The following is a 23,725-nucleotide window of genomic DNA, read 5'->3' on the forward strand; positions in this document are numbered from 1 at the left end:
GGGGTCAGGGGTTGTCGTTGGCGAGCTCGTCTTCCATATCCATCACGTCGAAAACGGCCTGCTGGCGTTCCAGGCGCAGCTCATCGTTTAGTACCAGAACGTCAGCGCTGCGCAGTCGATGGTGCGAGCCCACTTTGTGGGCGGGGATGCGCCCTTCGCGGACGAGTTTCATCAACGTCGGTCGCGAAAGGCCGAGCAGACCGGCGGCTGCGGTGGTGGTGAGGTTCTCGGGCATGGCCGCGACCGAGACCGGGCGGCCCTCTGCCATCGCTTCAAGCACCAACTCGAACACTCTGGCCACCTCGACAGGAAGTTCGGCGTCCTGACCGGTTCCAATCTGGACGGGCTGCCCACCGAGAGATTGCACGAAGTCGCGAGCGGCGGACTGCTCGTCCGCAGAGAGCAAGACCTCGTTGGTGGCTGCAATCGTGATCGTCATGGCGTCCCTCCTCAGCGACTCTGAGTCGTGTACCGAATGTGCGCTCCACGGTACGCTGTTGCACTTATAAGTGCAATAGTGCGCGTAGGGGGCGAAAATTGCAGGCAGCTGCAACTAGGCAACGAGCCCTCGGCTACATGGCTGAGGGCTTGTCTAGGGAGCCGGCGCGCGGTTCGACCCCTGACTGTTCGATTGCGTCGTCTACTTGTCGAGGACGGCATCCGCGATCTGCTCAGCTATCTCGCTGATGCTCACTTCAGCCGTGTTCAGAGCCAGTTTGTCGGCCAATGAGGCGCTGTACCCGCGCACGTCATCGGGGTTGACCTCGTGCCAAATCGGCAGCATCGTCTGTTCGCCGGCCACCGTGCGTGAAACCAGTCCATCTAACTCGTGGTTCGTCCATCCCTTGGCGAAGAACGCCGGAGACAGTACAACCACGCTGAAGCGGCTCGACCTGATTCCCTCGTCAATTTTCCGGCGCAGGCTCTGACCGAGCTTGATCTCAGTCTTGTCGAGCCATACCTGCACGCCGCGGGCTTCGAGAGCATCATGAAGTGGTACGGCGACTGACTCTTTGTCCTCGGAAGCGTGCGACAGAAACACATCCCAGGTCCGACCGTCGAGGGCGTCGCCGACGGGCGCGACAGGCTCTCGGACCTGGACATCCCGGGCCGGATTTGACGATTGCCGCAGGGTGGGCAGGTCGCCTCGCGGAGGTGGCATCACCTGGACGCCGACCCGTACCTTCCCCGCGCGACCGCCGAGGTCGATCACCACGAACCAATGGCCCGCCCGGGGAATCGCGAGTCTAACCGGCGACTTCTTGGCGAGGCCTCCGGAGTATCGGTACTTTCGGCCCGCTTTGTACGAGCGGTAGTCCGATGCGGTCATGAGCTGGACGTTGGCCTGCTTGTCTAACTTGACGACCGCGGTTGCGCCTTTTTCCTGCCGACCTAGGTCGTAAAACTGGTGCTGCATCGTCCGCCCTTACCGCTTGTCCCGCGGAGGGAACGGGTCGTTGCCCGGCGCCACGGTATCCGAGTTCCGGATCCTCCCGTCGCGACCATGCGTACGAACCTCCCCGCCGCCCGCATTCTTCACGATCTCCTTTGCCCGGCTGATCGCCTCGGCCTGAGTCTTAGAGTGCCCACTCGCCCTGCTCGCGCCGGGCTTCTTGATGTCCCAGCCCCCGCTCGCGCCCGGGACCACATGTCGTCGGTTGTCGCTACCCATTTCCGCCTCCCCGGCATCTGGACAATCTTTTCGAGGACACTAGCGGCGACATACGACAGCGGGGACATCGCGAAGAGCTCTGCGCTGGGGAATTGGCCGAGTCGCGATGCGGTGTTGGTATCGAGGCCTGTGTACAGGCCTCTACGAAGCGACACCGTCAGTGAGGGGCCACCGTCGGCAGGAGCGTACTTTCCACGATGTCTAGGAGCCGCTGGGCATGCGCCTCCCCGTACAGGCCCACCCCCCAGGCGACGTAGGTGGGAGCGAGCAAACACATGAATATGAGCGACAGCTTGAGGGGCCTTCTCCAGCGGGCCGGCATCATCATCCGCGCGAACTCCACAAAATCGATCCACTTCATAGACCGGATACTGACAAACCAGTCCGACACGACGGGGGCCTTCGCTGCTGGGACCAGCTACGCAGCGACCGAAAGCATATTTGCGACGTATCCAGCGAAGATGCCTCCGACCAGCAAGCCGACGCCGAGCCACGCGAACTTACGGTCGCCGGGGAACTGTCCTTCGAGGAACTTCCGCAGTGCCGCCCGTTCGGCCGCGGCGCCGGGGCCCAGCTGCTCCACTATTCCCTCACGCGCCTCCGCTGAGATAGTTGGAAGCGAGATTCGACCACCGCCGATCCCTGACACCGAGGTCGGGATCTTTCGCAGAGACTCTCGGTGCTCTTGCTTGGCAGTCTCGGCGGCCTTCAGACCGTCGCGAAGTGCATGAACGTTACGCAGTGTCGTCACAGTCTCGCGTACGACCAGGTAGCCACCGACGACTTGCGCGAAGAACGCCAGGCTGTGGAGTACGTAGAGCGTGATCGGCATGGGCTAACCCTAGAAGTCGACTCCGACACGACTGTCGAAAGAACGAGGCGTCCCCTGTCCCTCTGGGGTACACGGCAGCGGGGCATCGCTCAGCTTGGGCTTCTTCCTGTTTCAGAAGGCCACGGACGTTCTGTGGCACGTGCATTTCTCTAGGGTTTAGAGCCCAGTAGTGCTCGCTTCATCGTCATTGGGGGAGTACCTGCCGGTTGCGAGCTGCCTGCTGGTGGCGGTAAAGCGTGGCTCGGGACCAGCCGACCAAGCTGGCTGCTTCGGCTGCGGTCCGGCCCTTTTTTCGAGCGTCTTGGGCGATCTCGAGCTTCTCGGCGATCACCGCCGGGTCAACAGGGGGCCGACCGAACCGGGTGCCGCTCTGCTTCGCCGCGGCGATGCCGGCGTTTACTCGCTCGGTGATGAGCTCTCGCTCGTACTCGGCCAGCGTGGCCAGCATGCCCAGCATCAACCGGCCGGAAGTGGTCTCCGGGTCGATGCCGTCCGAGAGCGATCGGATCTTCACACCCTTGTCGCGAAGCAGGTTCACGGTGTTGAGGACATCGATCAAGGAGCGGCCGAGGCGGTCAATGCGCCACACCACGACGGTATCGCCGGGCTCGACGTAATCGAGCAGACGCTTCATTCCCGGGCGCTCGATCGCGGCCCGGCTCCCCGAGGTCACATCCGCAAACACATCCCGCTTCTGCACCCCCGAATCCACGAGCGCATCCAACTGCAACTGCGCGTCCTGACTCGCGGTACTCACGCGGGTGTACCCCAAATGCCTCATAACCCGATTCTGCCCCACAAACTCCTGCCGAAGCAGCTCGTGAGACAACTTGCGTCAAGACGACTTAGTGAGACGCGGCGGGGGCTCGTAGAGCCAGGAACCCTGCCCAAAACTGGGCGTCGTCCTGGACGAGGTCAAGTGTCTTGAAAACCTTTAGCCAAAAGAGACGAGCAGACTGCGGGTTCAGAATGGGTCGCGCTCGCAACGAGGCAGGTGAGGTTCCCCCGGATCCGTAGAGGGATTAGCTATAAAGGGTAGCGATGTCAGAGAAGCGAAAGAGGTACGACTGGGAGTTCTGTGATGGGGCGGTCCGGATCGTCGAGGAGGCCGGAAAGCCGATCGCTCAGATCGCCCGAGACCTTGGGGTCAACGCGGGCACATTGGGCAATTGGGTCAATCAGGCAAAGGGAGTTCGGGAGGGTACAGAAGGCCTGGCCGGGGGCGACATCGAGGGGCTCGGGGCGGTTGCGGGCGGAGAACGCCGAGCTGCAGATGGAGCGTGATGTCCTCGGGGCGATCCGTCGTCCTGTGGTTCAAGCCGGCCACCTGGCCGGAGGCGGCCCAGCGGTCTGCGCACCGAGCGCGACCGTCGCCGCGAAGTGGCCGACCAGGCGGTCGCGAGGGCGTTCGCTGCCGCGAAGGGCCGACACGAATCCCTCGCCTGTACTTTGGTCTTAGTGACGAGGGCAGGCAGGGCAGCGAGAAGACGGTGGCCGGCTCGATGCTCCGCCAAGTCTCGTCGCTCGCCGGATCAAACGCCGCCATGGCCTGACCAGGCAGGACAAGGCCGCTCCGCAATTCCCGGATTTGCTCAAGCGGGACTCCACCGCGGATTGTCCAAACGCCAGGTGGGTTGGCGGTAGTGCCGAGGTCGGCATTACATATCCGCTACCCACCACTGATCGGGCCGGGTCGGCCACGCCCACCGGCGTCTGATGTGGTCAGGATGCCTGGCCGCGGTGTCATGACGCTGGATCCTGACGGTCGTGCGTCGACCCCGCCTGACGCCTTCGATCCCGGCGAGCTTCATCAACCGTTCGATCCGGTCACGGTGCCAGCCGTGGGCGGGACGCAGGACTGTCTGCCTTCCAGAGTTGCGGCGTCCGTAGAGGCACCTGTTCGCTACCCACAACCGGCGCAGCTCGTTGGCCGCATGCGCATCGGCCAGCTCGGCATCAGTCGGCCCGAAACCACGTGCGGCGAAGGTGCTCGGGGCGATCTGGGCGCCGTGCTCAGCCAGCACGGCGCAGACCGGCTCGATCCCGAACCTGGACTGGTAGGTCCTGATGTAGTCGATCAGGACACGAGTTTGCAGTCGAGCTCCGCCGAGGCGAAAAACGCCGAAGCAGTCTTCGGGATCTCGTTGGCCCGTCGCAGCCGAGCGTTTTCCTTGCGGAGCTCGATCAGCTCCATTCGACGTCTCGCTTGTCGGCGGCGTCATGCCTTCGCCGAGGTCGCGGCGGATCCAGTTTCGCAACGGGCTCCTGCTTGACCGCAGCTCACCGACCTCACGGCGCGCAGTCAGCTGGGACACGCCCCCTCGGCCATCCTGTCGGTGAACATTCGTACCGTGCGAGCCTGCGTCTCGGAGTCGAACTTCTTCTGAGCGGGCATGATCTGATTCTCTCCTTGTTAGATCAAGCCCTCCATCGGTCCCAGGTCGATTCACGTACCTAAACCACGCTGACCTCCCTGAATGCCACCGCTGACGACCTCCGCGTCGAATGACATGACGCGGCGATTCACGGGCGAACCGAGGGCCCACCGACCAGGCGCGCCGGGTGGTCCATAACTGGCAACCCGGGTGGTCCCATGAACGTGGCAGAAAACAGCTCAGGGTGGTCCCAATGTCCCTTGACACATGGCAGGCGACATTCCGGAGGAGGGCGTGTGCACACGCGGTAGCTCGGCGATTCGCCGGGGCGATCGGGGCACGTCGAGAACCCGACTCGCGGCCACTACCCGTGGGGAAGGGATGACGATGTGTGACGGGCTTCTGCGGGTACGTATATACATAATTACGTATGGTATTGCGTATAACCGTGATCCCAGGCATAGTGGCGTACATCACGAGGAGGAGTTGCAGTGAAGATCTACGAGCAGGTCTCTGCATCGATTGCGGCGCACGAGATTGACACGGTCTTCGGGCTGCTGGGCGATGCAAACATGTACGTCGCCAGCGCGTTCGAAGCGAACGGCGGCCGCTTCGTGCGCGTTGCCCACGAAGCCAGTGCGGTGGCCATGGCCGACGGATTCGCCCGGCTCTCGGGTCGCATCGGCGTCGCCTCCGTGACGCACGGCCCCGGGGTCACCAATGCGTTGACCGCACTCATGGAGGCCCAGCGGTTTCCGAGTCCGGTCCTGCTCCTCACCGGTGACACCCCCGCAGAGGCAACCCACCTGCAACGCATGGACATCGCCGCGGTGTGCGCCTCGCTGGGCATCCAGCACGAATACATTCACCGCGCTGAGACAGTCGGCCGCGACATGAACCGTGTGATGCGACGGTTGCAGAGCGGGCCGGTCGTGCTCAATCTTCCGCTCGACTTGGCCAGATCGCCAGCGATCGCGGGTGTCGACTCCGTGCGCCCCGTCCCTCCGACGCCGGTGGCCGGAACCTCAGATCTTGACGCAGCGCTCGGGTTGCTCGCGTCGGCTTCCCGTCCGATCATCCTCGCGGGCCGCGGGGTGGCGGCCGCGGGCGCCGGTGCGGCAATCGAGGAGCTCGCCGACCTCATTGGCGCCCCGTTGTTCACGACCGGGCTCGGGCGAGGTCTCTTCATGGATCACCCCCGACACCTGGGCATCATGGGCAGCCTCTCTAATGAGCTCGCGGTGCAGATGCTGGCCGACGCGGATTGCATCATCGCCTTCGGAGCGACGCTCAACAAGTACACGACGATGGGCGGAGAGTTGACCACCGGCAAGCAGTTGCTGCAGGTGGACAACAACCCGATCAAGCTCGGATGGCTCGTAGAGCCGGCAGAAGCCGTCGTGGGCGATGCCGGCGTCGTCGCCGCGGAGATGGTCGCTTCATTGCGTGAAGCCGAGATCGAACCTGCCCGCTCGTGGGCCGCTCAGGCGGAGAAGACGCGTGAAGCGATCGCGAACTGGGCCCCCGACGACCGGGGCACATCGACGACGGTGGACATTCGAGCCGCCAGTCGGGTGCTGAACGATGTGTTGCCTGCCCACACCGCCATGGTTAGCGACGTTGGACGGTTCGTCGGCGGATCCTGGCCACACTTCGACCAGACCGGGTCGGGCGACTTTACGGCAATGACCGGTTTCGGCGCCATCGGGCTCGGGTTGGCTGCCGGCACGGGCGCAGCCATTGCGCGGCAGGGTCGCGGTCCGGTCGTGGTGCTCGCTGGAGACGGAGGCTTCATCATGCATGCCTCGGAGCTCTCCACCGCTGTGCGTGAACAGTTGCCAATCATCGTGGTGGTTTTCAACGACGGCGCCTATGGCGCCGAGTACATGAAGCTCGCCGCCGAGGGCTTCGATTCTGCGGCGAGTTACAACGAGTGGCCGGACCTCGCCGAGGTGGCTCGGGGATTCGGCGCTACTGCCCACACGGCCCGCTCCACCGACGACCTCCGCGAGCTCGCGTCCGCTCTAGGTGACGTGACAGGGCCGGTCGTTATCGACGTACGCCTCGACCCCACGCATCACATCCCCTTCTGACATTCCTCTCTCACCAACTCTGGATTGGACGTACCCTCGTGACCCCACCGCTCCGTGTCGCCCGCGAAGGCGCCGTCGAGGTCTGGACGATTGACGTGCCCGATGCGGGCAATGCAGTTTCCGGTGCTGACTTCGTCGAGTGCCTCGAGAACGCCGTCGATGCAGTCAACCGTGACGTCACCGTCGGCGCGGTCATCCTGACCGGCGAGGGCGCTCTGTTCTCCTCCGGCGGCAACGTCAAGGAAATGGCCGATCATCGTGGCGTCTTTGGGCTCGAGCCGATCGAGCAGCGCCACGCCTATGTCGACACCATCCAGCGCATCCCGCGCGCGATGGTGCGGTGCGAAGCGCCCGTGATCGCTGCGGTCAACGGTCCGGCTGTGGGCGCCGGGTGTGACCTGGCGATGATGTGTGACCTACGGATCGTGACCGACGGCGCGTTCTTCGCCGAGAGCTTCGTGCAGATCGGGTTGATCCCGGGCGACGGCGGCTCCTGGTTCCTCCCGCGTGTCGTGGGCGAGGCCCGGGCCGCTGAGATGACACTCACCGGGGACCGGGTCCGCGCCGAGGCCGCACTGGAGTGGGGGATGGTCAGCGCCGTTGTGGCGGCTGACGACCTCCTCCCCGAGGCGCATGCCCTCGCCGAACGGATCGTCAAGAACCCTGCCCACGCGGTGCGCATGGCCAAACGGTTGCTGCTCGCCAGTCGCACGGACTCCCTGGACTCTGTCCTTGGTCTGGCTGCTGCCATGCAGCCACTGGCGCACAGTGACCCCGAACACCACCAACGGGTCGACGCCTGGCGTCGGGCTCGTGCAGACAGGAAACCGAATGACTGAGCTGACCGAAGGCGACATGAGGAGCGTGACGGGAGTGCAACCGAGTGCGTTGAGTGGACTGGTGGTGCTCGACCTCACCACGGTCGTCATGGGTCCGTACGCGACCGCCATGTTGGGCGACCTCGGTGCCGAGGTGATCAAGATCGAGGCCCTCGACGGCGACATGTCCAGGCAGATCGGCGCCAGCCGATCGCCGGGGATGACCGCTCTCACGATGAATCTGCAGCGCAACAAGCAGAGCCTCGCGTTGGATCTGAAGACCGAGCGCGGGCGGGAGGTCCTCGAGCGGCTCGTCAGCCAGGCCGACATTGTGGTCTCGAACCTGCGACCGCGCTCACGAAAGCCGCTGGGTCTGACTTATGAGAACCTGAGCCGGATCCGCCCCGACATCATCTTTTGCACTGCCCAGGCGTACGCCGAGACCAGCGAGCGGCGCGACGAACCGGCGTACGACGACATAGTGCAGGCGGCCTCGGGCGCGGCTGCGCTCGCTGGCCGCATCGACGGCTCCCCACGCTACGCGCCGTACGTCGTCGCCGACAAGGTGAGCGGCCTGCACATGGTCATCGGGGTGCTCGCGGCCGTTGTACATCGAAACGCGACGGGCCAGGGACAGCACGTCGAGGTCCCGATGATCGACACGATGACCCACTTCAACCTGGTCGAGCACTTCGCCGGTCACACCTTCGATCCGCCTGAGGGGGAGTTCGGCTGGTCGCGCGTGCTCGTCCCGGAGCGCAGTCCGTATCGGACCAAGGACGGTTACGTCTGTATTATGCCGTACTCCGACTCGAACTGGACCGACTTCTTCGATGCAGCCGGCCTCGGCGAACTGGCGGTAGACGTCCGGTTCGCCGACATAGGTTCGCGGCATCAGCACATGGGTGACTTGCTCGCGCTGGTGCACGACCGGACCCCCCAACGCACCACCGAGGAGTGGCTCGAACTCTGCCGCCTGCGCAACATCCCCGCCTCTGGGCTGCTCGAGCTGGGCGAGGTCACGACCGACGAATACGCCCTTGAGCAACGGATCGTGACCTCGGAGAAGCACCCGACCGAGGGCGCCTACTTCAGCACGATCAGTCCCATCCGGTTGAGTGCGTCGCCGGTGCAGCTACGTCGCCATGCCCCTGCGTTGGGAGCCGACACGGTTGCCTCGCTCAAGCGAGCGGGCTACACCGACGACGACATCGAGGCAATGCTCGGATGGGGCGTCGTGCGTGCCGCCACCGACCACCACGACTACGATGTCAAGGAGAGCGTGCAGTGAGTGCGACCCCCGTGACTCAGGCGGCAACCCCAGACCGGGAGTCCCTCACTGCGCTGCGAGCCGAGGTGCGGAGCTTCCTCGCCGAGCAGCGGGAGCGCGGCGCCTTCGCCCCGCGGCCCGATGCGTGGCTGACCGCCTGGTCGGCGGACTTCAGTCGGGCCATGGCGGAGCGCGGCTGGGTGGGCATGACGCTGCCGACCGAGTACGGCGGCGCGGGCAGGTCCCATCTGGAGCGCTTCGTCGTGACCGAGGAGATGCTCGTCGCCGGCGCACCCGTGGCTGCCCACTGGGTCGCGGATCGGCAGGCAGGCCCGAGCCTCCTGCGGTTCGGCTCGGAGGAACTCAAGCACGAGCTGCTCCCTGCGATCGCGGCCGGCCGGTGCTTCTTCGCGATCGGGATGAGCGAGCCCGACGCGGGATCCGACCTGGCCAGCGTCCGCACCAAGGCCACCCCGACCAACGGCGGCTGGGTCCTGTCCGGCACTAAGGTGTGGACCTCGGGGGCGCACCGAGCGGACCAGATGATCGTCCTCGCCCGCTCGATGGGTCAGCACGGCGACCGGCACGCCGGACTGTCGCAGTTCATCGTCGATCTCTCCTCGCCCGGGGTGCGAATCAGTCCGATCGTGTCGATGAACGGCGACCACCACTTCAACGAGGTCTTCCTCGACGACGTCATCGTCCCCGCCGACCGACTCCTCGGGGTGGAGGGCGAGGGATGGCGCCAGGTGACCTCGGAGCTCGCCTTCGAGCGCAGCGGCCCGGAACGCTTCCTCTCGGTGTCGCTACTGATCTCCCACCTCCTGGGCGGAGTGCGCCGGGGAGCTCTCGACGCGACACCCGAGCTGGGCCGATTCGTCGCCCGACTTCAAGGTCTGCACCACATGTCCTCCGGGGTCGCCCAGACCCTCGGAGCCGGCGAACCCGCCGACGTGCCGGCCGCGATGGTGAAGACCTTGGGGACGATCACCGAGGGCGACCTGGTGGAGTTGGCAGCCCTGCTGGCCGGGGCCGGACGTCACGACGACGCGCTTGAAACCGCGCTGGGGATCGCGACCGCGCAACGACCCGGTTTCACGCTGCGCGGCGGCACCAACGAGGTCCTGCGCGGCATCATCACGAAGGGGCTTGGGGCGACCGCGAGCCGCGCCGACACCGGCTGGGGAATGGCCGACGCCGACCTCCGCGACCTGATCGCGACCGTGACGTCGGCATACGCCGGCGGCGACCAGGACGCGGCCCTCTGGGGCAAGCTCCAAGAACTCGGTCTGTCCGACCTCACGGGCAGCGACGCACGAGGTGGTAGCGACGCCGGGTGGGGGGAGGCCGTCGAGCTGGTCAGCGCGCTCGCTCGCGCCGGAAGCAGGTTGCCCGTCGGCGACAGCGACTTGGTCGCCGGGTGGGTCCTTGACTCCGTCGGCGGCGAGCATCCGCAAGCACTGCGGACCGCGTGGTGGGACGACGGCTCCGACCCGGCACCCGAGCTGCATCCCCTCGTGGAGCGGGTCACCGTCTTCCGGGTCGAGAACGAGCAGCCCGTCTTCACCGACGTCGCCGTTGAAGAGTTGCGAGCCCGCCTCGGTTCCGGGGCGTGGGCGGAGTCCACGACCTGGTCGCCACTGCCCGTTGAAACGGCCGAGCTGGTGGCGCTGCGAGCGTCACTCGTCCGGGCGGTCCAGGTCGTCAGCGCGTTGGAGACCGCGACTGACATCGCGGTCGCGCACGCAGCTTCCCGATCGCAGTTCGGCCAACCGCTGATCAAGTTCCAGGCGGTGCAGGCGCTGGTCGCCGACCTCGCGTCCGAGACGGCGCTGGCCCGTGCCGCGACGGCAGCAGCCGTCAGGGTGTTGATCGGGCATGGCGACGATCTCGAGGTCTTGCGTCCGGCCGTCGCTGTGGCGCGCTCGTGCGTCGGACACGGCGCCGCGATCGTCAGCCGGGCCGTCCACCAAGTCGTCGGCGCCATCGGCACCACGCAGGAGCATCCGCTCCACCGCCACACCCACGCCATGCTCACGTGGCGTTCGCAGTTCGGCGACACCCGCTCGGCCGACGAGCAGGTGCTCGCGCTCGCCCTCGCGGGCGCACGTTTCAGCGACCTCGACCTCGAACCAACCCAATGAACTGGAGGACATCATGACCGACCGAAACCGTGCCATCCCGGAGGGGATGACCGCCCGCGCCATCGCGATGGCGGACGCTGAGGAGATCTCCGGACGCCGCACGTTCGCGAGCTACTTCGACCTCGGTGTCGCCGAGGCCAGCAAGGGTCTGATCAGCACGCAGATCACCCGCCTCAAGGACGGGATGGCCGAGGAGACCGGCTGGCACTACCACGACTGCGACTTCCAGTGGCTGATGGTGACCAGCGGCTGGCTCGAGTTGACCTTTGAGAATGGTGAGACCAAGCGAATCGGGGAGAACGGTATCTGTTTCATCCCTGGCGGTTACCGGCACAACGAGACGGGCACCTCCGACGACCTGGAGTTCTTGGAGATTTTCATGCCGCCGAACCCGCCGACCATCCCGGTTGAGTCGCCTCTATGAGCGCTGCGACTGGGCAGCGGCGAACCGCGCTGGTGACCGGGGCGGCGCGAGGCATTGGCCTCGCGACCGCTCAGGCACTGGCTGAGGCGGGCTTCGCGGTCGCTCTGTGCGACGTGCTGATTGACGACGGGAATGACGCCGTCGAGGCGTTGCGGGAAGCCGGCCACGAGGCCGTCTTCGTCGAGCTCGACGTCCGGTCGACGGCGGCTGTCGCGACCGGGATCGAGCAGGCCGCGAACACTCTCGGTGGCCTGGACGTCGCGGTCAACAACGCCGGCGTGCGTGCGGTCGCTGCGATCGCGAACCTCTCGGACGAGGACTGGGACCGGGTCATTGACGTCAACCTGACCGGGGTCTTCCGCTGCATGCGGGCCCAGATCCCGCTCCTGCTGCCGCATGGCGGCGCGATTGTGAACATCGCGTCGATCTGGGGACTTGCCGGCTGGCCGTCCAGGTCGGCGTACGTCGCCGCCAAGCACGGCGTCGTGGGCCTGACCCGCTCCGCGGCGCGCGAGTACGGCACGCAGGGGTTGCGCGTCAACGCTGTGGCCCCAGGTCCGATCGCCACTGACGCCGCAGTGGCGACCGTCGGCAACTCCTCGCCCGAGATGGACGCGGTCCTGGGGCGCACGGCGATGGGTCGGTTCGGGCAGCCGGAGGAGGTCGCCGGCGCTGCCGTGTGGCTTGCGTCGGCTCCGTACGTCACAGGTGAAGTAGTCGCGGTCGACGGAGGATGGGGAGCCTGACATGGAACTGGGATTCACGAACGACGAGACGGTCCTCATCACGGGAGGATCACGGGGGATCGGGGCTGCCATCGTCCACACCCTCGCGAAGGAGGGCGTGCGCGACATCCGCGTCGTGGCCCGTGACCCGGGCTCCCTCGATGCCCTGGCCGCGCAGGTTCGTGAGGGCCATGGCGTCGAGATCGACCGCATCGCGCTGGACCTGTCCATCGACGACGGTCGCAGCCAGCTTGCTGGCGTCATCCCGGAGGTCGACGTCCTCGTCAACAATGCCGGCGCGATCCCCCAAGGCGACCTGATCGGCGCAGACCTCGACGCCTGGCGCCACGGTTGGGACCTCAAGGTCTGGGGCTATCTGGAGATGACGAAGCTCGCGCTGGAGGCCATGACGGCTCGCGGGTCCGGCGTCATCCTCAACATCATCGGGGTGTCGGGAGAGCGGCCCGACGCCACCTACCTCGCTGGTTCGGCCGGCAACGCTGCCCTGATGACCATGACGCGCGCGGTCGGCGCCTACACCCTCGACCAGGGAGTGCGCGTGCTCGGCATCAACCCGGGGCCGGTGGAAACCGAGCGGTTGGTCGGCGCGCTGCGCGGCCGCGCCGCCAAGGACCTCGGCGATCCGGAACGCTGGCGGGAGTACGTCGACGGCTATCCCGGCAAACGGATCGCCACGGCCGAGGAGGTCGCCGACCTCGCTGCCTTCCTGATGTCCCCGCGGGCGTCCTACATCAGCGGCACCGTGGTGACCCTCGATGGCGGCATGGCGTGGAGGGGACGCGCGTTGTGACCGAGCCCGACACGCTGTTCACCCCGCTGACTATCGGGCGCCACCGGATGCGCAACCGGATCGTCAACACCCCACACCAGACACACCTGGCCCAGGGGGGTCGGGTGACGCCCGCCCAGATCGGCTACTACGAGGCGCGCGCTGCAGGCGGCGCCGGGATGATCGTCACCGGCAGCTGGTCGACGTGGCGTCGCACCTGGCCGACTCCCTTGGTCAACCTCGCTGCGGACCCTGAGGCCCACGATGGTCACGTCGCCCTGGCCGAGGCCGTGCACCGGCACGACACGCTGCTGGTCGGGCAGCTCCACGACAGCGGTCGGCAGGGCTCCTCGGGATGGCAGCGGCTGCCGTTGCTCGCACCGAGCGCCATCGCGGACCCGATCGTTCGCGAGGTCCCGAAGGAGCTCGAGCACCACGAGATCGAGGAGATGGTCGCGGCCCACGCTGCAAGCGCTGCCGCGCTCTGTGCGGCCGGCTGGGACGGGGTGGAGGTCTTCGCCGCCCAGGGTTATGCGCTTGCGCAGTTTCTGTCCCCGCAGGTCAACCGACGTGACGACGAGTACGGAGGAGACGCCGACAGCCGCCTGCGCGTGCTTCTCGACGTCATCAGCGCGGTGCGTGTCGCGATGGGACCCGAGCCGCTGCTCGGGGTGCGCATGAACACGACCGACCTGATCGTCGGTGGCCTCGACGTCCAGGACGCCTGTGCGATCGCGCGAGCCCTGGAACGCACCGGTTCCGTCGACTACCTGAGCCTGAGTGCCGGCAGCAACGAGGTGTATCCGTCGTGGATCGCCGACATGTCCGCGCCACGCGCACCCTTTGCGGAGTCGGCGGCCGTGGTCGCCGACTCCGTCGACCTCCCGGTGCTTGTTACCACGCGGATCAAGGACCGCGCCGACGCCGAGCAGGTCCTGCGCGACGGCCGGATCGACATGGTCGGCATGACCCGCGCTCTGATCGCGGATCCCGACCTGCCGCGAAAGTTGCAGGCGGGCGAGGACGCCTCGATCCGGCCCTGCATCGGTTGCAACCAGGGCTGTCTCGGCAGCCTGTTGGCAGGCGGCGCGCTGCGATGCACCGTCAACGTCTCGGTCGGACGCGAGACGCTCCCGCCCCCAGTCGTGCGCCAGCGGCAGCACGCACTGGTCGTCGGCGCCGGCCCGGCAGGCCTGCAGGCAGCCGTGAGCTTGGCGGAGCAAGGCCACGAGGTGCAGGTGTGGGAGCGCGCGGAGCAACCGGGAGGGCAGCTGGCACTGGCCCGGCTCGTACCCACGCGCGCCGAGCTGGGCTCGATCCTCGACCACCTTCTCCATCGCGCGCTGACGCTCGGCGTCACGGTCCGCAGCAGCAAAGAAGCGACAGTCGACGACGTGATCGCCTCGGACGCCGATGTTGTCGTGCTGGCGACCGGTTCGGCCCCCGACCGCACGGGCTTCTCCGGCGCCTTCCCCGCCATCACAGCGATCCCCGGCCACGACCGATCACACGTCTGCTCGGCGCTGGACATCCTCGCCGCACCGTTCTTCAGTGCGCGCAGAGCGGTCGTCGTCGACGACGACCCCCACGGCCAGGCCACCTCGGTGGCCGAGCACCTCGGCATGCTCGGGGTCGAGACGCATCTGGTGACGAGAGCCATCCATCCGGGCCACTGGGCCGGTGCTGCGAACTTCGAACCCCTGCACCGACGACTCGGCGCCGCGGGCGTCCGGGTGCACACATCGACGTGGGTGGAGCGCATCGAGGCCACTAGCGTCGCGCTTCGGGGGGTCTACGACGGCCACCGGTGGGCGTTGGAGGGCGTCGACGCAGTCGTCCTTGCTACTGGCAACCATGCCGACACATTCCTCTACGACGGATTGCGTGCCGCCGGTGCCGACCTGCCGGTCATCCGCATCGGCGACTGCTTGGCGCCGCGCCGTCTCGACCAAGCGATCTGGGACGGCGCCACCATCGATCTGGAGGTCACCAGTGTCTCGTGAAACCGTGTGTGTGGTCGGGCTGGGAGGGATCGGCCACGCGATGGCCGACCGCCTCGAGGAGTGTGGCTGGCCGGTCATTGGCGTGGAGCCCGACGAGGGGCGGCGTCGAGCGTGGGAGGACGCGCGGAGCGACCACGTGGCTTACAGCGACCTCCACACGGTCGACTGGGACGGCATCAGTCACCTGTTGGTGGCCGTGCGCACGGAGGAGCAGGTACGGACGGTCCTTGCTACCTGTGGATCCGAGGCGCCGTCATCCGTGCGGGTCCTGCTCGTCAGCACGGTCCGGCCAAGCTTCTGGCATTCTTCGGTGCCGGAGTTGCTCAACCTCGATCGGATCGTCGAGTGCCCCGTCAGCGGGGGAGAGGGACCCGCTCGGCAGGGGACGGTGGCGATGTATGCCGCCGGCGGGCGTGAGGACGACTCCGCCCTGCTGGCTGCGTTGTCAGCATCCGTCGTGGCCTTCCCCCGCCACGGCGACCCCGCCCTCATCAAGCTGGTCAACAACACCTTGGCCGCGCTCAACGCCGCCAACACCGCGCGCTACGCGCAACTGGCCAGCGAACGGGGTATCGCTCCGGAGGACTTCCTCCGCGCGCTCAACCTCGGCTCTGGACGGAGTCAGGTCTCGGCCATGCTGCACCAGCTCTCCCGCAACCAGCTCGACCTGCTGGAGAAGGACGTGGGTCTCCTGCGCGCCGACGTGGGCGAGCTCCCTGAGTCGGCGGACCCGACCAGGCTAGCCGACCTGGTGGCGTCCGCGCTGGGCGAGATAGCCGACCCAGACGCCGTCGTGTGACGAACTCGCGGGCCAGACGTGCAGAGCTCACCTACGAGACTCCCAGCGGTCGCGATGGGCGAAAAGCAGCTCCGTGAGCTCGCTGCGTCGCCTCCCGATGTCGTCCTCCGGACCCACGATGCTGACGGCGCCAACCGTGCGCTCGTCCTCGCGGATCGCCAGGGAGACGCCGTCGGCGAACTCGGAGGTGCGCGGCCCGGCACAGATGCCGGTGTCGCGGATCTCGTCGAGGGCCGCCAGGAAGCGTTCCACGCGCTCCTCATCCTCGGGCGGGAGGGACGAGAGGTAGGTCCACAGGTCGCGCCGGGTGTAGTCGGCGAGCAGGACCCAGCCGGCTGAGGTGCCGATCAGCGAACGGCGGATGAAGTTCTTCGCCAGGTAGTCGTAGCGCGGCTCCCGGGAGACACTGTCGATGTAGAACACATCGGTGCTCACGGCGATGGAGAGCAACGTCGTCATCTGGCAGGCGGCGTGGATCGACTCGAGCATGCTGTGGTCCACCGACGTGACCAGGTGTCGTCCGGCCATCAGGTTGAGCAGGTACGGTGCCGTGCCCAGCGAGTACCGGCGCTCGCGCTCCTCCAAGTAGCCCGTCGCCACCAGCCCGTTGACCAAGCCCTGGATCGAGCTGACCGGCGCCTCGACCGCTCGCGCGAGCTCCGTGAGGGTCATGCCTTGGTCGCTGCGGGCCACGTGCTCCAGAACGGCGGCGAGCCGATCCACCATGCGGTGGCGGCGACGCACCTGGGGTGCGGTCTTGAGGGAGGGGTCGATCACCACAGAATTTCTCCTGACGTAGCGGTCGCAGCAGCATAGCGCCTACGTACGGTTATCCGTCAATACGTAAATCGATCGGCTATTGCGTAACTGTCGAGATCCGTGCATAGTAGCGGCAAGCACTTGAGTGACGTACGTCATAAATCGAATGAGTGGTGCCGCTCGGCGCCCGCGAACTGGAGGAAGCTGGATGAATCGCAGCACAATGAAGAGGTTGACCATCCCGGCCCTCATTACCGGCCTGATGCTCCCTCTGGCCGCCTGTGGGGAAGGCTCGGGCAGCGGCGAAGGCGGTGACGGCACGGTCGTCTTCGGCATCTCGGCCCCGCTGACGGGCGACGCGGCCGGCTGGGGCAACGCGGCGAAGTGGCTCGCGGAGAAGGCGGCCGACGAGATCAACGAGACCGGCGGCGTCGAGACCGACGACGGCAACCTCGAGATCGAGATTGCGATCCAGGACAACGAGTACACCGCGGCCGGCGGCGCTCGCGCGGCCCAGACGCTCCTGAACTCCAACAATGTCGACATGATCTCGTTCAGCGTCGGCACCGCGCCCGTCCAGGCCCTGCAGTCGATGACCGAGCGCGCGGAGGTCCCGATGATGACCTCCGCGTGGGGCAAAGACCTCAAGGGCCCGGACTTTCCCTACACCTTCACGGTGATCAACACGCCGTTCGAGGTCCTGCAGCCGCTGGCCGAGTACGTCCTCGACGCCGAGGGCGGCTTCGACACGATCGCGCTCCTCGGCATCAACGACGCGACCGGCATCCAGTCCGAGCAGGTCTCTCAAGACGTGTGGGCCGGCCTCGACGTCGAGGTCATCAGCTCGGACTTCTACGAGCACGGGACCACCGAGTTCGCGCCGATCGCCACCAAGTTGCTGAACGGCAACCCCGGTGCCATCGACCTCACCACCGTCACCCCCGGTCCTGCCGGCCTGCTCCTGCGCGCGCTCGCGGACCAGGGCTGGGACGGCCCGACGCTACTCAGTGCCGGCACGGGTGGCCAGGCGCTCGTGGACGCCGCGGCCGGCGCCGCGGAAGGCGTCTACATGGGTCTGGCTGCGGACTTCTCCGACAGCAACGCCACCGAGAAGCAGCAGGAGCTGCAAGCTGGTCTCGAGGATGCCACCGGTGAAGAACTCAACGGCGTCACGATCGGCGCTTACGACGGCGTGATCGCGCTCGCCGAAGCGATCGAGGAAGCCGGCACGATCGAGTCGAACGCCGTCGTCGAGGCCCTGACCACGATGACCTTCGAGAGTTCCTGGGGCCCGTCGGCCTTCGGCGCCGAAGAGGTCTACGGCTCCAAGCAGCAGATCCTGACGCCCATGATCGTGACCCAGGTCCGCGACAACGCCATCGTGGAGGTGGAGCGCCTCATCCCCGCAGAGCTCCAGGCCATGCAGTGACCGACCGTCCCACCAATTCCACGAGGAGCTGAAGTGGAACTCTTCGTCCAGATGATGGTGAACGGGTTGCAGATCGGTTCGGTCTACATCCTGTTCGCCCTCGGACTGACACTGATCTTCGGAGTGATGAAGGTCGTGAACTTCGCCCACGGCGCGTTGTTCGCCATCGCCGCCTACACGGCGTACGTGATCTTGAGCTATGGAGCAGACAACATGCCCGGCGTGCCGGTGTGGTTGCTTTATCTCGGCTCGTTCGCCGTGGCCACGGTCATCTTGGGAGTGGTGGGGGTCGCGCTGTACTACGCGTTCTTCAAGCGCTTCACGGGTGACCTGATCTCGACACTGATCGTCACCATCGGGTTCGCCCTGGTGGTCGAGGTGATTGTGCGGCAGACGTTCAGCGCCCAGCCGCAGTCTGTCCCGGCCGTCCTCGACGGTCGGATCTCGGTCCTGGGAGCGTCAGTCACCCTAGAGCGGGTGATGATCTTCGTGGTTGCGATCGCCGTCACCATCGCTGTGGCGACCTTCGTGCGCTCCACCACGACCGGCAAGGCGCTGCGCGCGGTTACGGCAGACGCTGAGGCCGCCACCCTTCAGGGCATCAACGCCACCAGGATCGCCCTCGTGGGTGTTCTCCTGGCCACGACGCTGGCCGCTGTGGCGGGCGTGCTGATCGCCCCAGCCACGGTGGTCACCCCCACGATGGGCTTCGAGTTCCTGATGAAGGGATTCGTGATCATCATCCTGGGTGGGCTCGGCAGCCTCACAGGGGCTATCTACGGCGGGTTGCTCGTCGGGATGGCCGAGAGCGTCGGCACGCAGATGTTCGACCTCACGACGGCCACGATCTTCACCTTCGTCGTGGTCATCATCGTCCTGCTCTTCCGTCCTCAGGGGTTGATGGGTCATGCGGAACTTTGAGTGGGTGACGCCGATTGGCGTCACCGCCGTTGCGGTCGCGATCGGGCTGGGCACCGGGCTGGGCGACGGGATGGGCGCGCTCGTCGTCCCGTGGATCTGCATCCATGCCCTGCTCGCCATGGCCATGCGATTGGTGATGCAAGCCGGGGAGATCAACCTCGCGGTCGGTGCGTTTTATGGGATCGGGGCCTACACCGCCGCACAGATGAACCTCCTCCTCGAGGCGCCGCTGCTGATCTCGGTGCTCGCTGGCGGTCTGTTGGCTGGGCTCGCCAGCTTGGTCTTCGGCGTACTCGTCCTGCGCGTGAGTGGAGCGGCCTTCATCCTCGTCACTTTCGCAGCCAACGAGGTGTTCCGCCTGACGCTGACGAAGACCGACTGGGTCGGCGGCAACTCCGGGATCGTCGGGGTATTCGCCGATCCACGAGCCACGGTGATCGCCATGGTGATCATCACCGGCGTGGTCGCGCTCCTGCTCGTGATGCTCGAGCGCTCGCGCTTGGGCCGCCAGTTCGCGGCGGTGGAGAATAAGCCACTGCTCGCCTCGTTCGGTGGAATCAACCCTCGATCGGTCAAGCTCTTCGCTCTGGTCGTGGCCGGAGTGATCTCCGGAGTGGCCGGTGGGCTCTTCGCCCACTACAGCTCGGTGGTTGCGCCGCCAGACTTCTCCTACATGATCTCGATCACCGTCCTCGCGTTCGTGATGATCGGCGGTCGTGACTACCTGGTCGGTGCGGTGATCGGGGCTGCGTTCCTGACCCTACTGACCGAGGAGATGCGGATGCTCGGCGCCTACGAGCCGCTCATCTACGGCGGAGCACTGATGGTCGCCATGGTGGTCATGCCCAAGGGCCTGGTCGGAACTGCGCACCTCGGGCTCAATCGTCTGCGGAGTTCGCGATCGTCGAAACCCGACCAGCCGGAGGACCTGGACCCGACACCGTCTGAGATGGAGAAGGAGCGAGCCTCATGAGCGCCACAGTCGCGGAGAAGTCGTCGGAGCCGGTGTCGCCGCGCAGCGGCGACCCCCTGCTCGAGCTGCGATCGGTCAGCCGCGTGTTCGGCGGGCTCAAGGCCGTCGACGACGTCAGTCTCGAGCTGCAGCAGGGCGAGATCCTCGGTCTCATCGGACCCAACGGTGCGGGCAAGAGCACGCTGTTCAACGTGATCAGCGGGGTTCACCGCGCCTCCGCTGGCTCGGTGACCTTCGAGGGGCGCAACATCACGAAGCTCGCCACCCACGCGATCACCAGACTCGGTCTGAGTCGCACGCTCCAGGACCACGGTGTGTTCGCACCGCTGACGGTCCGGGAGAACGTCGAGGCGGTGCACGGTGCCACGCGTCGCAGCCGCGGCGGTCGGTCGGTCGAGGAGTTGCTCGAAGCATGCATTCTCACCGACCTAGCCGACGACGTCGCCGGGGACCTGCCCCACGGGTGCGAACGCCGGCTCAGCATCGCCATCGCGCTGGCCACCGCCCCCCACCTGCTCTGCCTCGACGAGCCGCTGTCGGGACTCAACGAGCAGGAGACCTCGGAGGTGCTGGATCTGGTCCGGCACCTCCGCCAGGACTGGGGCATGACAGTGCTCTTCATCGACCACAACATGCGCGCCGTAATGCGGCTGTGTGACCGCGTCGTCGTTCTCGACCGCGGACAGAAGATCTGCGACGGCCCCCCCCAAGAGGTCCAGAAGGACCCACGGATGATCGAGGCATACCTTGGATAACACAGCAGCACCTACTGACATCGACGTGCGCTCCATCCAAGTCCGATATGGCCGGGCGTTGGCGCTGGACGGGGTGTCCCTGGTTGCCGAGCGTGACAAGGTGACAGCTGTCATCGGCGCTAATGGAGCGGGCAAGTCGACGCTCCTCAAGGCGATCATGGGCCTGGTGCCCCTGTCTGACGGCTCGGTCCTGGTGCAGGGCCGGGAGACCACAACTCTCGGGACAAAGGAGATCGTGGCGGGCGGTACCGCCCTGGTGCCGGAGGGGCGTCGACTCTTCGGAGATCTGACGGTGAAGGAGAACCTCGAGATCGGTGGCTACCGGGTCCGCAAGTCCGGGGAGTCCTCGCTCGAGGAGATTTTGGCGTTGTTCCCGGAGCTCCAGCCAAAGTTGCGCATTCGGGCTGAACAACTGAGCGGTGGTCAGCAGCAGATGGTCGCAATTGGGCGTGCTCTGATGAGCCGACCGGACATCCTCCTGCTCGACGAGCCATGCGCGGGGCTAGCGCCGATCATCGTCCAGCGGATCGCGGGACTTTTCGGCCAGATCGCGGAGTCCGGCACGACCGTCGTGCTCGTCGAGCAGAATGCCACCGTGGCGCTGGACTTCTCCCATCATTGTTATGTCCTGGAGACAGGAAAGGTCGTCTTGGACGGTCCATCGAGCGAGTTGCGCAACAACGACTTCGTGTCCCATGCCTACCTCGGCATCTGATCCGACCCGCTCGTCCGCCGAGCAGGTCGCTGCGTTCTGCGCGGCGCTGTCGGCCGGGCGGGCTGCCGATGCCCAAGTGCTCCTTGCACCGCACGTGACATGGTGGGTGGGTGGATCCGTCCCTGGATTGTCGGGGACTCGAGAAGGACTCGAGGTGTGCGACCTGATCGAGAACGTCCTGGCAGCCTCGACCGACGGATGTCTCCGCTTCACACCGCGGTCCTGGACGGTGCAGGGGTCGCGGGTCGCTTTGGAAGCGTTGGTCGAAGCTGAGTTGCAGACTGGGCGGCAGTACCGCAACGAGTACCACTTCGCTTTCACTGTCGAACAACAACGGATCACGTCCGTGCGCGCATATCTCGACACCGAGCACCTACGAGAGACGTTCGCCGGTCAGGAACCACACACGTATTGAGGAGGACTCGTGTCCCAGCGGACGATGATTGTTACCGGTGGAGCCAAGGGCATCGGTCGGGAGATCTGCTTGCAGGCGGGGGCGGAGGGCTATCACGTGGTCGTCGCCGACATCGATGAGGACGGGGCGCGCGCCACGGCCGATGATGCCCGGCGCCGAGGTGGCGGTGCATCCTGGCTTTGGGTCGACATGGCGGACCCGGCATCTGTCCGCTCGCTCGTGGATGGCGTGGTCGAGTCTCGTGGTCACGTCGACGTGCTCGTCAACAACGCGGCGGTCACACGCGGACTAGAGTTCTTCGATGTGAGCATTGGGGACTGGCAACTGTTCTTTGACACCAACGCCCGCGGCTGCTTCTTCGCCATGCAGCGCGTAGCAGAGTTCATGAGCGAGTCAGGCGGTGGAGCGATCATCAACATCGCCAGCATCGCAGGCAAGGGATGGTCAGGTACGTCGAACATCGCATATGCCAGTACCAAAGGTGCGGTCCTCGCCATGACCCGCGTCGCGGCGGCACAACTCGGCCACCTGGGAATCCGGGTGAACGCGGTCAGCCCCGGGGTCACTGAGACCGCCCTATTCGAGCAGGTCATCCACGAGCGTGCCGCCCAGGGTGGCGCCTCGGCGGATGAGCAACGTGCGGCACTGGCGTCCCTGGCGAGCCTACGCCGCCTTACCTCCCCGCGCGATGTCGCCGGCGCGGTTCTCTACCTGGCCTCTGACGCGGCCCAGGGGGTAACCGGTCAGTCGATGAACGTCGACAGTGGCATCATCTGGGATTAGGGCGTGTTGCTAAACGGTTTTCGCGGGTTGGTTCGTGAGGCTTGGATGCGTGATAACGCGTGTCGTGATCTCCGATGAGATGTGGACTGTGATCAGTCCGTTGTTCCCGGCGGTCAAGGCGACGGGCCGGCCGCCGGATGATCGGCGCACGGTCGTTGAGGCGACGGCCTGGCGGGCGCGGACCGGGGCTCAGGGAGAAGTCCCGCCAGTCGTTGGGGTGAGCCAGGACAAGGCCGCCGCGGTGGGCCGCATTAGCGGACTTTGCCGACTGGAGCTTGATTGCGGAAACCGCACACAGACTGCGGCAGACGCAACGACCGTAGCGAAAAAGCCAGCTCAGAGGCACGTCGCATCCCTCAGAAACCGGGCCCGTCCATCGCTCCCGTTCCGTTCTGGCCTGCCACGGTGATGCAGGAACGGCGCAGTTCAGAGCCGGCCCGGGTGGAGGCTTGGTGTCGTTACCCGGATCTTCTCTATGTGCGGGGAGTGCCCATAAAGCTCTGATGGGAAAGTGCGTTATCCCCTTTCTCGTGGAGGGCGAGCGCGACAGGGTCGGTAGCCCCGGTGCGATCAGGCTGTTGGGTATGTCGCCAGGTGGAGGCCTGTCAGCCGTAGGGGCACGCAGGACGAAGACGGTCGCGGTGGACTGTCGTGGCCGCCGATGTCGACCGGAGCGTGATTGCGGAACTCGCATACAGATTGCGGCAGGCGCAACGACCGCAGGGAGAAAGCCAGTTCAGGGACCATCTGCGTGTCTCAGGAATGGGTCCTGTCCAACGGAGCCATTCCGCTTGGGCTCGCCGCACTGACGGAGCTAATATGCAGCTCCGAGCTGGTTCGGGCGGAAGCTTGGGCTGTTACCCGGATTCTCTCTATGTGCGGGGAGCGTCCATAGAGTTCTTTCTACTGGTCAGGTGTCGGGTTCTGTGGTGTCGGGTTCCTGGTGGAGTTCGGGGTAGGCGCTCCAGGAGACGCCGCTGATGAATGCGTGGCGTTCGGTTGTCTGAGCTCTGTATCCGAATTGGGTTGC

At 66.1% G+C, this 23,725-nt stretch carries 25 protein-coding genes, 2 pseudogenes and 1 other annotated feature; of the genes and pseudogenes, 19 read left to right on the plus strand and 8 right to left on the minus strand.

The window, feature by feature from the left end:
* Positions 1-4 precede the first annotated feature (4 nt).
* The 6 genes from NJE57_RS18915 to NJE57_RS18940 all read right to left on the minus strand — a co-directional run bounded on the left by NJE57_RS18915 (position 5) and on the right by NJE57_RS18940 (position 3,285).
* The gene (locus NJE57_RS18915; protein ID WP_319030067.1) at positions 5-439 is read right to left on the minus strand and encodes a helix-turn-helix domain-containing protein; all 435 of its coding nucleotides are present in this window, start codon (positions 437-439) and stop codon (positions 5-7) included.
* A 201-nt stretch (positions 440-640) separates the two neighbouring features.
* Positions 641-1,417 carry a DUF1883 domain-containing protein gene (locus NJE57_RS18920; RefSeq protein ID WP_319030068.1) on the minus strand — a complete coding sequence of 259 codons (777 nt, stop codon included), beginning with the start codon at positions 1,415-1,417 and terminating at the stop codon, positions 641-643.
* Positions 1,418-1,426: 9 nt separating this feature from the next.
* The gene (locus tag NJE57_RS18925) at positions 1,427-1,672 is read right to left on the minus strand and encodes a DUF2188 domain-containing protein (RefSeq protein WP_081615104.1); all 246 of its coding nucleotides are present in this window, start codon (positions 1,670-1,672) and stop codon (positions 1,427-1,429) included.
* A 157-nt stretch (positions 1,673-1,829) separates the two neighbouring features.
* Positions 1,830-2,033, minus strand: a complete 204-nt coding sequence (locus NJE57_RS18930; protein WP_319030069.1) for a hypothetical protein — start codon at positions 2,031-2,033, stop codon at positions 1,830-1,832.
* 57 nt (positions 2,034-2,090) lie between these two features.
* Positions 2,091-2,504 (minus strand): hypothetical protein, encoded by a 414-nt coding sequence (locus tag NJE57_RS18935; RefSeq protein WP_017835870.1) that lies wholly within the window; start codon positions 2,502-2,504, stop codon positions 2,091-2,093.
* Between the two features lie 184 nt (positions 2,505-2,688).
* Positions 2,689-3,285: a recombinase family protein gene (locus tag NJE57_RS18940; RefSeq protein ID WP_319030070.1), complete on the minus strand. Its 597-nt coding sequence runs from the start codon at positions 3,283-3,285 to the stop codon at positions 2,689-2,691.
* Between the two features lie 260 nt (positions 3,286-3,545).
* Here NJE57_RS18940 and NJE57_RS18945 point away from each other — a divergent pair, with 260 nt between their 5' ends.
* On the plus strand, positions 3,546-3,788 hold the full coding sequence (locus NJE57_RS18945; protein ID WP_319030071.1) for a transposase: 243 nt from the start codon (positions 3,546-3,548) through the stop codon (positions 3,786-3,788).
* A gap of 374 nt (positions 3,789-4,162) precedes the next feature.
* On the opposite strand, the gene NJE57_RS18950 is transcribed toward NJE57_RS18945, so the two are convergent.
* Entirely contained in the window at positions 4,163-4,819 is a 657-nt protein-coding gene (locus tag NJE57_RS18950; protein ID WP_319030072.1) for a hypothetical protein, read from the minus strand.
* Positions 4,496-4,627 (minus strand) — a sequence feature (AL1L pseudoknot). Its footprint overlaps the gene before it by 132 nt.
* Before the next feature lie 551 nt (positions 4,820-5,370).
* On the opposite strand from NJE57_RS18950, the gene NJE57_RS18955 reads away from it, so the two are divergent.
* From NJE57_RS18955 to NJE57_RS19000, 10 genes and pseudogenes are all read left to right on the plus strand, one after another.
* Positions 5,371-6,972 carry a thiamine pyrophosphate-binding protein gene (locus tag NJE57_RS18955; protein ID WP_319030073.1) on the plus strand — a complete coding sequence of 534 codons (1,602 nt, stop codon included), beginning with the start codon at positions 5,371-5,373 and terminating at the stop codon, positions 6,970-6,972.
* Between the two features lie 38 nt (positions 6,973-7,010).
* Positions 7,011-7,811 carry a crotonase/enoyl-CoA hydratase family protein gene (locus NJE57_RS18960; RefSeq protein WP_319030074.1) on the plus strand — a complete coding sequence of 267 codons (801 nt, stop codon included), beginning with the start codon at positions 7,011-7,013 and terminating at the stop codon, positions 7,809-7,811.
* A gap of 61 nt (positions 7,812-7,872) precedes the next feature.
* Complete coding sequence (locus NJE57_RS18965; protein WP_319030075.1) at positions 7,873-9,081, plus strand: CoA transferase; 1,209 nt, start codon at positions 7,873-7,875, stop codon at positions 9,079-9,081.
* Positions 9,018-10,214, plus strand: a pseudogene (locus NJE57_RS18970) (acyl-CoA dehydrogenase family protein); the annotation flags it as partial. The gene NJE57_RS18965 and the pseudogene NJE57_RS18970, both read left to right, overlap by 64 nt.
* A 546-nt stretch (positions 10,215-10,760) precedes the next feature.
* Positions 10,761-11,204: pseudogene (locus tag NJE57_RS20065) on the plus strand (acyl-CoA dehydrogenase family protein); the annotation flags it as partial.
* Between the two features lie 13 nt (positions 11,205-11,217).
* The gene (locus NJE57_RS18980; RefSeq protein WP_319030076.1) at positions 11,218-11,628 is read left to right on the plus strand and encodes a cupin domain-containing protein; all 411 of its coding nucleotides are present in this window, start codon (positions 11,218-11,220) and stop codon (positions 11,626-11,628) included.
* Entirely contained in the window at positions 11,625-12,374 is a 750-nt protein-coding gene (locus NJE57_RS18985; protein ID WP_319030077.1) for an SDR family NAD(P)-dependent oxidoreductase, read from the plus strand. The genes NJE57_RS18980 and NJE57_RS18985 overlap by 4 nt, the downstream gene beginning before the upstream one ends.
* A gap of 1 nt (position 12,375) precedes the next feature.
* On the plus strand, positions 12,376-13,164 hold the full coding sequence (locus NJE57_RS18990) for a short-chain dehydrogenase/reductase (RefSeq protein ID WP_319030078.1): 789 nt from the start codon (positions 12,376-12,378) through the stop codon (positions 13,162-13,164).
* On the plus strand, positions 13,161-15,146 hold the full coding sequence (locus NJE57_RS18995) for an FAD-dependent oxidoreductase (RefSeq protein WP_319030079.1): 1,986 nt from the start codon (positions 13,161-13,163) through the stop codon (positions 15,144-15,146). The genes NJE57_RS18990 and NJE57_RS18995 overlap by 4 nt, the downstream gene beginning before the upstream one ends.
* A gap of 10 nt (positions 15,147-15,156) precedes the next feature.
* Positions 15,157-15,945, plus strand: a complete 789-nt coding sequence (locus tag NJE57_RS19000; protein WP_319030089.1) for an NAD(P)-binding domain-containing protein — start codon at positions 15,157-15,159, stop codon at positions 15,943-15,945.
* A 27-nt stretch (positions 15,946-15,972) separates the two neighbouring features.
* On the opposite strand, the gene NJE57_RS19005 is transcribed toward NJE57_RS19000, so the two are convergent.
* The gene (locus NJE57_RS19005; protein ID WP_319030080.1) at positions 15,973-16,725 is read right to left on the minus strand and encodes a helix-turn-helix domain-containing protein; all 753 of its coding nucleotides are present in this window, start codon (positions 16,723-16,725) and stop codon (positions 15,973-15,975) included.
* Positions 16,726-16,912: 187 nt separating this feature from the next.
* Between NJE57_RS19005 and NJE57_RS19010 the strand changes: the two genes are divergently transcribed.
* From NJE57_RS19010 to NJE57_RS20070, 8 genes are all read left to right on the plus strand, one after another.
* Positions 16,913-18,133 (plus strand): ABC transporter substrate-binding protein, encoded by a 1,221-nt coding sequence (locus tag NJE57_RS19010; protein WP_319030081.1) that lies wholly within the window; start codon positions 16,913-16,915, stop codon positions 18,131-18,133.
* A 33-nt stretch (positions 18,134-18,166) separates the two neighbouring features.
* Positions 18,167-19,054, plus strand: a complete 888-nt coding sequence (locus NJE57_RS19015; protein ID WP_319030082.1) for a branched-chain amino acid ABC transporter permease — start codon at positions 18,167-18,169, stop codon at positions 19,052-19,054.
* Positions 19,041-20,027 (plus strand): branched-chain amino acid ABC transporter permease, encoded by a 987-nt coding sequence (locus tag NJE57_RS19020; RefSeq protein ID WP_319030083.1) that lies wholly within the window; start codon positions 19,041-19,043, stop codon positions 20,025-20,027. Before NJE57_RS19015 ends, NJE57_RS19020 begins: the two co-directional genes overlap by 14 nt.
* Positions 20,024-20,782, plus strand: coding sequence for an ABC transporter ATP-binding protein (locus tag NJE57_RS19025; RefSeq protein ID WP_319030084.1), 759 nt, complete (start codon positions 20,024-20,026; stop codon positions 20,780-20,782). Before NJE57_RS19020 ends, NJE57_RS19025 begins: the two co-directional genes overlap by 4 nt.
* Before the next feature lie 25 nt (positions 20,783-20,807).
* On the plus strand, positions 20,808-21,497 hold the full coding sequence (locus tag NJE57_RS19030; RefSeq protein ID WP_319030085.1) for an ABC transporter ATP-binding protein: 690 nt from the start codon (positions 20,808-20,810) through the stop codon (positions 21,495-21,497).
* Entirely contained in the window at positions 21,478-21,912 is a 435-nt protein-coding gene (locus NJE57_RS19035; protein ID WP_319030086.1) for a nuclear transport factor 2 family protein, read from the plus strand. Before NJE57_RS19030 ends, NJE57_RS19035 begins: the two co-directional genes overlap by 20 nt.
* 9 nt (positions 21,913-21,921) lie before the next feature.
* Positions 21,922-22,695, plus strand: a complete 774-nt coding sequence (locus tag NJE57_RS19040) for an SDR family NAD(P)-dependent oxidoreductase (protein ID WP_319030087.1) — start codon at positions 21,922-21,924, stop codon at positions 22,693-22,695.
* Between the two features lie 79 nt (positions 22,696-22,774).
* Positions 22,775-23,104, plus strand: coding sequence for a transposase (locus NJE57_RS20070; protein WP_413464443.1), 330 nt, complete (start codon positions 22,775-22,777; stop codon positions 23,102-23,104).
* Positions 23,105-23,725: the final 621 nt, after the last annotated feature.

Source organism: Dietzia sp. PP-33 (assembly GCF_033790845.1).
Taxonomy (GTDB): domain Bacteria; phylum Actinomycetota; class Actinomycetes; order Mycobacteriales; family Mycobacteriaceae; genus Dietzia.